General features: G+C 60.8%; 7 protein-coding genes. 2 read left to right on the forward strand and 5 right to left on the reverse strand.

Annotated elements, in window-relative coordinates; translation table 11 throughout:
- Positions 1 to 46 precede the first annotated feature (46 nt).
- From lepA to J3351_RS12525, 4 genes are read right to left on the reverse strand one after another with little or no spacing between them, the layout of a single operon-like run.
- Positions 47 to 1,858 carry a translation elongation factor 4 gene (lepA, locus tag J3351_RS12510; protein ID WP_097770166.1) on the reverse strand — a complete coding sequence of 604 codons (1,812 nt, stop codon included), beginning with the start codon at positions 1,856 to 1,858 and terminating at the stop codon, positions 47 to 49.
- A gap of 22 nt (positions 1,859 to 1,880) precedes the next feature.
- A complete protein-coding gene (gene alr / locus J3351_RS12515; protein ID WP_207697865.1) occupies positions 1,881 to 3,086 on the reverse strand; it encodes an alanine racemase in 1,206 nt (401 codons plus the stop codon).
- Positions 3,067 to 3,867: a tRNA 2-thiocytidine biosynthesis TtcA family protein gene (locus tag J3351_RS12520; RefSeq protein WP_005930004.1), complete on the reverse strand. Its 801-nt coding sequence runs from the start codon at positions 3,865 to 3,867 to the stop codon at positions 3,067 to 3,069. The genes alr and J3351_RS12520 overlap by 20 nt, the downstream gene beginning before the upstream one ends.
- Entirely contained in the window at positions 3,864 to 4,433 is a 570-nt protein-coding gene (locus J3351_RS12525; RefSeq protein ID WP_207697866.1) for a hypothetical protein, read from the reverse strand. The genes J3351_RS12520 and J3351_RS12525 overlap by 4 nt, the downstream gene beginning before the upstream one ends.
- A 287-nt stretch (positions 4,434 to 4,720) precedes the next feature.
- Between J3351_RS12525 and rplM the strand changes: the two genes are divergently transcribed.
- On the forward strand, positions 4,721 to 5,149 hold the full coding sequence (rplM, locus tag J3351_RS12530) for a 50S ribosomal protein L13 (protein WP_005929998.1): 429 nt from the start codon (positions 4,721 to 4,723) through the stop codon (positions 5,147 to 5,149).
- 17 nt (positions 5,150 to 5,166) lie between these two features.
- The gene (gene rpsI / locus J3351_RS12535; RefSeq protein WP_005929995.1) at positions 5,167 to 5,565 is read left to right on the forward strand and encodes a 30S ribosomal protein S9; all 399 of its coding nucleotides are present in this window, start codon (positions 5,167 to 5,169) and stop codon (positions 5,563 to 5,565) included.
- Between the two features lie 328 nt (positions 5,566 to 5,893).
- On the opposite strand, the gene J3351_RS12540 is transcribed toward rpsI, so the two are convergent.
- A partial coding sequence (locus J3351_RS12540) for an RNA polymerase sigma factor (protein WP_207697867.1) occupies positions 5,894 to 6,311 on the reverse strand: 418 nt, incomplete at its 5' end.

The following is a 6,311-nucleotide window of genomic DNA, read 5'->3' on the forward strand; positions in this document are numbered from 1 at the left end:
TTCTAAAGTATCATAATCCTGTTGAAAATGCAAGTAGCCAAACCCCTTAGTCATCCGTGCTGTCGAGCTTCAGCACGGCGGTAAAGGCTTCACTGGGCAGGGAGACGCTGCCGAGCTGGCGCATCTTCTTCTTGCCCTCCTTCTGCTTTTCCAGCAGCTTCTTCTTGCGGGAGATATCGCCGCCGTAGCACTTGGCCAGCACGTCCTTGCGCATGGCCTTGACGGTCTCACGGGCGATGATCTTGCCGCCGATGGCGGCCTGCACCGGGATCTCAAACAAGGTGCGGGGAATGTTGTCCCGCAGCTTTTCGCAGATGCGGCGGCCCTTGGCGTAGGCGTTGTCCCGGAACACGATCATGGAGAGCGCGTCCACGGGGTCACCGTTCAGCAGGAAGTCCAGCTTGACCAGATCGCTCTCGCGGTACTCCTTGAACTCGTAGTCGTAGCTGGCGTAACCGCGGCTGCGGCTCTTGATGGCATCGAAGAAATCGTAGACGATCTCGCCCAGAGGCAGGGCGTAGTGCAGGTCCACGCGGACATCGTCCAGATACTTCATGTCGATGAGCACGCCGCGCTTCTGCTGGCACAGATCCATCAGGGCACCCACGTAATCGTTGGGAGTGTAGAGGTGGACATCCACAAAGGGCTCCTCCTGCTTGACGATGTTGGAGGGGTCTGGGTAGCTGGACGGGTTGTCGATCATCTCCACGGTGCCGTCCGTCATGGTCAGGCGGTAGCGGACGCTGGGGGTCGTGGTGATGATATCCAGGTCAAACTCCCGCTCGAGACGCTCGGTGATGATCTCCATGTGGAGCAAGCCCAGGAAGCCGCAGCGGAAGCCAAAGCCCAGCGCGGCACTGGTCTCAAGTTCAAAGGTCAGGGAAGCGTCGTTCAGCTGCAGCTTTTCCAGCGCGTCCTTCAGGTCGGGGTACTTGGCACCGTCGGCGGGGTAGATGCCGCAGAACACCATGGGCTTGACCTGACGGTAGCCGGGCAGGGCCTCGGAGGTGGGACGGTCTGCCAGTGTGACGGTATCGCCCACGCGGGTGTCCTGCACGGTCTTGATGCTGGCGGTCAGGTAGCCGACCTCGCCGGCCTGCAGCTGGCTGCAGGGGGTCAGGCTGGTGGCACCCATGTGGCCCACCTCCACCAGCGTGAACTCGGCCCCGGTGGCCATCATCTTAATGGTGTCGCCGGGCTTGACAGTGCCCTCGAACACGCGGATGTAGACGATAACGCCCTTGTAGCTGTCGTAGATGCTGTCAAAGATCAGGGCCTTGAGGGGAGCATCCGGGTCGCCGGTGGGGGCGGGGATATCGCTGACCACCCGCTCCAGCACCTGATCGACATTCAGGCCGGTCTTGGCAGAGACGCGGGGCGCATCCATGCAGGGCAGGCCGATCACATCCTCCACCTCCTGGGCCACCTCGTCCGGGTGGGCGCTGGGCAGGTCGATCTTGTTCAGGATGGGCACCAGCTCCAGATCATGCTCCAGCGCCATGTAGGTGTTGGCCAGCGTCTGGGCCTCCACACCCTGGGTGGCATCCACCACCAGAATGGCACCCTCACAGGCGGCCAGACTGCGGCTGACCTCGTAGGCAAAGTCCACATGGCCCGGGGTGTCGATGAGGTTGAACTCGTAGGTCTTGCCGTCCTTGGCAGTGTAGTTCAGGGTAACGGCGCGGGCTTTGATGGTGATGCCGCGCTCCCGCTCGATGTCCATGTTATCGAGGATCTGATCCTCCATGATGCGCTCGTCCACGCTTTTGGTCAGCTCCAGGATGCGGTCCGACAGGGTGGACTTGCCGTGGTCGATGTGTGCAATGATGCAGAAATTTCGGATGTTGTCTCTTGCCATGTAATTCCTCCGGGAGAGTGTGTTAGTCGTTCAGGATCCAGTCCTCCACGGCAGCGGTCGTGCCGTGTTCCAGATAAACACGGGGCACCCGGCGGGAAACGCCGCAAAGCACCTCGTAAGAAATGGTATCGGTCTTGCGGGCAATGTCCTCGGCACTGTCGCTGACAGTGCCGCCCCACAGGATGGCTTCGTCCCCCTCCTGCACCGTGCCCGGCACAGCGGAGAGATCCACCATCATCTGATCCATGCAGACCCGGCCCAGCACCGGGCAGGGCGTGCCGTGGATCTCCACGATGCCTTTGCCGCAGCTGAGCTGGCGGGGGTAGCCATCGGCGTAGCCGGTGCAGAGGGTGGCCACCGGCGTGGGCCGCTTTGCTGTGAACCGGCGGCCATAGCTGGTGGACTGGCCCGGCTGCAGCACCTTGACCATGCTGACCACGGTCTTGAGCTTCATCACCGGGCGGAACAGCCCGAAGCGGACTTCATCGCTGGGGTCAAAGCCGTACAGGATGATGCCGGGGCGGGCCATGCAGTGTGCCCGGGGCAGGCCCTCGGGCCAGTCCGGGTGGAGCATCACACCGGCTGAGTTGTCGCAGTGGACGATGCCGGGCTCGTGCCCGGCTGCCGTCAGGGCGCTGCAGGCCTGCACAAAGAGCCGGTGCTGCTCGGCGGTGTAGGCAATGTTTTCCTCAGCGGTGTCATCGGCCACCGAGAAGTGCTGGAACAGGCCGGTCATTTTCAGGCCGGGCAGGGTGCAGGCGGCGATGGCCTCGGCAATGGCGGCATCAAAATCGGTGCGCAGAGCAAAGCCGATGCGGCCCATGCCGGTATCCACAGCCAGATGCACTTTGACCCGGCCCCCGGCGGCCTGTGCGGCCTCGCTCAGGGCTTGGGCCTGGGGCAGGGAATAGCAGGCCGCGGTGATATCGTCCCGGATGAGGGCGGCAGCGTATGTGGGCTGCACATGGCCCAGAATGAGGATGGGCAGGGTCTGGCCGCTCCTGCGCAGCTGCAGGGCCTCGGCCAGGCAGCTGACAGCCAGCCAGGAGGCGCCCTCCTGCGCAAAGACCCGGGCGCACTGGACGGCACCGTGGCCGTAGCTGTCGGCCTTGACCACGGCACACAGGGGCAGGCTGCCTGCCCGCTGCTTTACGGTGCGGAAGTTGGCCCGCAGGGCATCGAGGTCGATCTCAGCCCAGACGTGTTTTTCAAAGTTCTGCATCTGCATGATGCATTCCCTCCTTTGGGGATGGATTGGATGTGCGTCCTGTATGGACCGGCCGCCAACCGTCGATGCCGCTCTCCTGCAGAGCGTGGAGCGTTTTTTGCCGGAAGGCGTGGTCGGTGCGGCAGCGCTCCCGGACAAAATCCTTGGTCTGCTCCCGCACGGTCACACCGTCGGCGGGGCAGCGGCTCTTGACGATGGGGAAGTCCTCCTCCTTTACCGCACAGCGCACCTCGTGTTCGGTGGCCAGCAGCATGGGGCGGATCAGGGTCAGGCCCCGGCGGTCCAGCTGAGTGACCGGGGAGAAGCAGCCAATGCGGCCCTCCCGCCAGAGGTTCATGTAAAAGGTCTCGACAGCATCATCGAGGTGGTGGCCCAGTGCCACTTTATTGCAGCCCAGCTCCTGCGCCGCCGTGTGCAGCGCGCCCCGGCGCAGCCTGGCGCAGAGGGAACAGGGGTTCTTTTCCTGCCGGTATTCAAACACGATGGGGCCGATCTCGGTGCGGCGCACCTCGTAGGGGACCCCATACCGGGCGAACAGCGCCGCCAGCGGGCTGTAATCCACAGCCTGGTGGTCAAACTGCGGGTCAAGGGTGACGGCCACGACCTCATAATCAAAGCCGAGGTACCGGCGCAGCTGGGCCAACCCGATGGTCAGGGCCACGCTGTCCTTACCGCCCGAAACGCCCACCATGATCTTATCACCGGGGGAGATCATCTCATAATCCTGCACGGCCTTGCGCATCAGGCCGCAGAGCCGCTGCATGGCGTGTGGATCGCTCATGTCAGGCTCACGCTTTCCACCAGATTGACGATATCGCTGATGGAGGCCAGCTTGGTCAGGCCGGAGACATAGACCACATCGCCGCTGTCGTATTCAATGGTGGCCAGCACGGCGTAGTAGGCCTGGATATCACAGCGCACGGCAGTGACCGTGGCACCTTCCACCTGCAGCTTGACCTTGCGGGGGCTGATGACACCGTAGGCTGCTTTCAGGTCAGCTTCCGACTGGCCGATGAAATCTTCGTAAGTGGCTTTGTCACCCCGCTGGAACAGCACTACCTGATAGTTGGCGTTGGCACTGTCCTCACCGGAAGCCAGCTGCAGCGCATGGCCCAGCGCAGCATCCTCGGTCATCTGACAGACGGGCCAGATGGCACTTTCGTAATCCACCGAGATGCCATTCTCCGCATCAAAGTGGGTGTCGGGGTTGGCGGGAGTGCGGCGGTTGACAGCCAGCGTCAGCCCAAAGTAGGCCAGCGCACCCAAAAGCACGATCACGCCCATGGCGAGCAGCAGCCTGGAGGCCCGCTGCTGGGAGGAATCCTGCGTGTGAATGTCTTTCGGCATGGGAAAAATCTCCTTTTTACAATATCTTATATAGTATAACACACTTAGCGGCAAAATTGTAGCGCCGCCGGGACAAATTTGCCCCCCGGAGGCTGAAAAACTTTTCAAAAATGCGATTTTAGAAAACACGAGATTTCGAGAGGATTCAAGAGATTTTGAGAGGTATAAAAATTTCCACTGAAAAAATCGCAAAAAGATGTTGACAGGCGCTTTTTTGTGTTGTATACTGACACTCGCGCCCCAAAGGCGCCTGAATCGTACCAAACACTTATCAGGAGGAAATAGATATGAGCACTACTCTCGTAAAGCCCGCTGAAGTCGAGCGCAAGTGGTATCTGCTCGACGCAACCGGCAAGAGCCTGGGTCACGTCGCTGCTGAGGCCGCTGTTCTGCTGCGCGGCAAGCAGAAGGTCAACTACACCCCCAATGTCGATTGCGGCGATTACGTCGTTGTCGTCAACTGCGACAAGGCAGTTCTGACCGGCAAGAAGGCTGAGCAGAAGTTCCACATCACCCACAGCAAGTACATTGGCGGCCTGAAGAAGGTCCAGTACAGCAAGCTGATGGCTGAGAACAGCGACCTGGCTATGACCTACGCTATCAAGGGCATGATCCCTTCCAACACCATCGGTGCTAAGGCTCTGACCCGTCTGCACTGCTACCAGGGTGCCGAGCACGCTCACGCAGCTCAGAAGCCCGAGAAGATCGAGTTCTAAGAAGGAGGCAATCGAACATGTACGAAACCAAACCTTATTTCTACGGCACTGGTCGTCGTAAGGATTCCGTTGCCCGCGTTCGCGTTTACACCGGCACCGGCAAGATCACCATCAACGATCGTGATATCGACAACTACTTCGGTCTGGAGACCCTGAAGCTGATCGTCCGTTCTCCGCTGGTCCTGCTGGGCCTGGAGGGCAAGTACGATGTCGTCGTCCGCGTTTCTGGCGGCGGTGTTTCCGGCCAGGCTGGCGCTATCCGCCACGGCCTGTCCCGCGCCCTGCTGCAGCAGAGCGATGAGAATCGTTCTGTTCTGAAGAAGGCTGGCTTCCTGACCCGCGATCCTCGTATGAAGGAGCGTAAGAAGTACGGTCTGAAGGCTGCACGTCGTGCACCCCAGTTCTCCAAGCGCTGATTTGTTTCAGATGTATCTTTACGGCTCTGCTTCGGCAGAGCCGTTTTTTGTTGCCTGCTTTCCCGGAGAACTGGGGAGCACGACTGCGCATCTCCGGCGGTTGCCCCGCAAGGGGCGAGCCGGTGGCGCTAAAGATCTTTGCTCAAGCATCGCGTGCAGGGCGCAGCCCTGCCAGCGATGCACCCCAGTTCAGCAAGCGCTGATTTATCTCAAGCTGTACTTTTGCAGCCCTGCTTTGGCAGGGCTGTTTTTGTTTGTTGCGCTCCTGCGCACAAAAAGAACACCCCCGCGCCTTTGGGCCGGGGGTGTTCTGCTGTGATAGGAAATGTCAGGTGGAAGTGGAAAGCATCTTTTGCAGCTGGGTCTTGGCCCGGTAGTAGGTCACCCGGGCCCATGCGGCGTTGTGGCCGAAGATCAGCCCGATGCGCTCAAAGGGCAGCTCGCCGAATACCCGGAGGCTGAACACCTCTTTGTAAGGCTCGTCCAGCGTGTGCAAGCACTGATGTACAGTGAATGCCGCATCCTGATCGACCAGCAGTTGGGCAATGTCCGGAGTGTCGGCGGGGGCGGTTTCAGCATCTTCCAGCAGGGCAGTGTGCTTTGTCCGGCGGCAGTGGGAATAATAGGCGTTGCGGGCCACCGTGAACAGCCACGCCCGTACATCCTGCCGGTCGTCGTAGTCCTTCAGGCCGTCCAGAGCCTTGAAGAAAGTCTCCTGTGTCAGTTCTTCGGCCAGCGCCTCGTTG

Origin of the sequence: Faecalibacterium sp. Marseille-Q0746 (genome assembly GCF_017377595.1) — a bacterium.
In the GTDB taxonomy this organism is placed as follows: domain Bacteria; phylum Bacillota; class Clostridia; order Oscillospirales; family Ruminococcaceae; genus Faecalibacterium; species Faecalibacterium duncaniae.

Excerpts from the sequence above, each read along its gene's own strand:
- lepA (WP_097770166.1), bottom strand. The coding sequence starts at position 1,858 with ATGGCAAGAGACAACATCCGAAATTTCTGCATCATTGCACACATCGAC.
- alr (WP_207697865.1), bottom strand. The coding sequence starts at position 3,086 with ATGCAGATGCAGAACTTTGAAAAACACGTCTGGGCTGAGATCGACCTC.
- J3351_RS12520 (WP_005930004.1), bottom strand. The coding sequence starts at position 3,867 with ATGAGCGATCCACACGCCATGCAGCGGCTCTGCGGCCTGATGCGCAAG.
- J3351_RS12525 (WP_207697866.1), bottom strand. The coding sequence starts at position 4,433 with ATGCCGAAAGACATTCACACGCAGGATTCCTCCCAGCAGCGGGCCTCC.
- rplM (WP_005929998.1), top strand. The coding sequence starts at position 4,721 with ATGAGCACTACTCTCGTAAAGCCCGCTGAAGTCGAGCGCAAGTGGTAT.
- rpsI (WP_005929995.1), top strand. The coding sequence starts at position 5,167 with ATGTACGAAACCAAACCTTATTTCTACGGCACTGGTCGTCGTAAGGAT.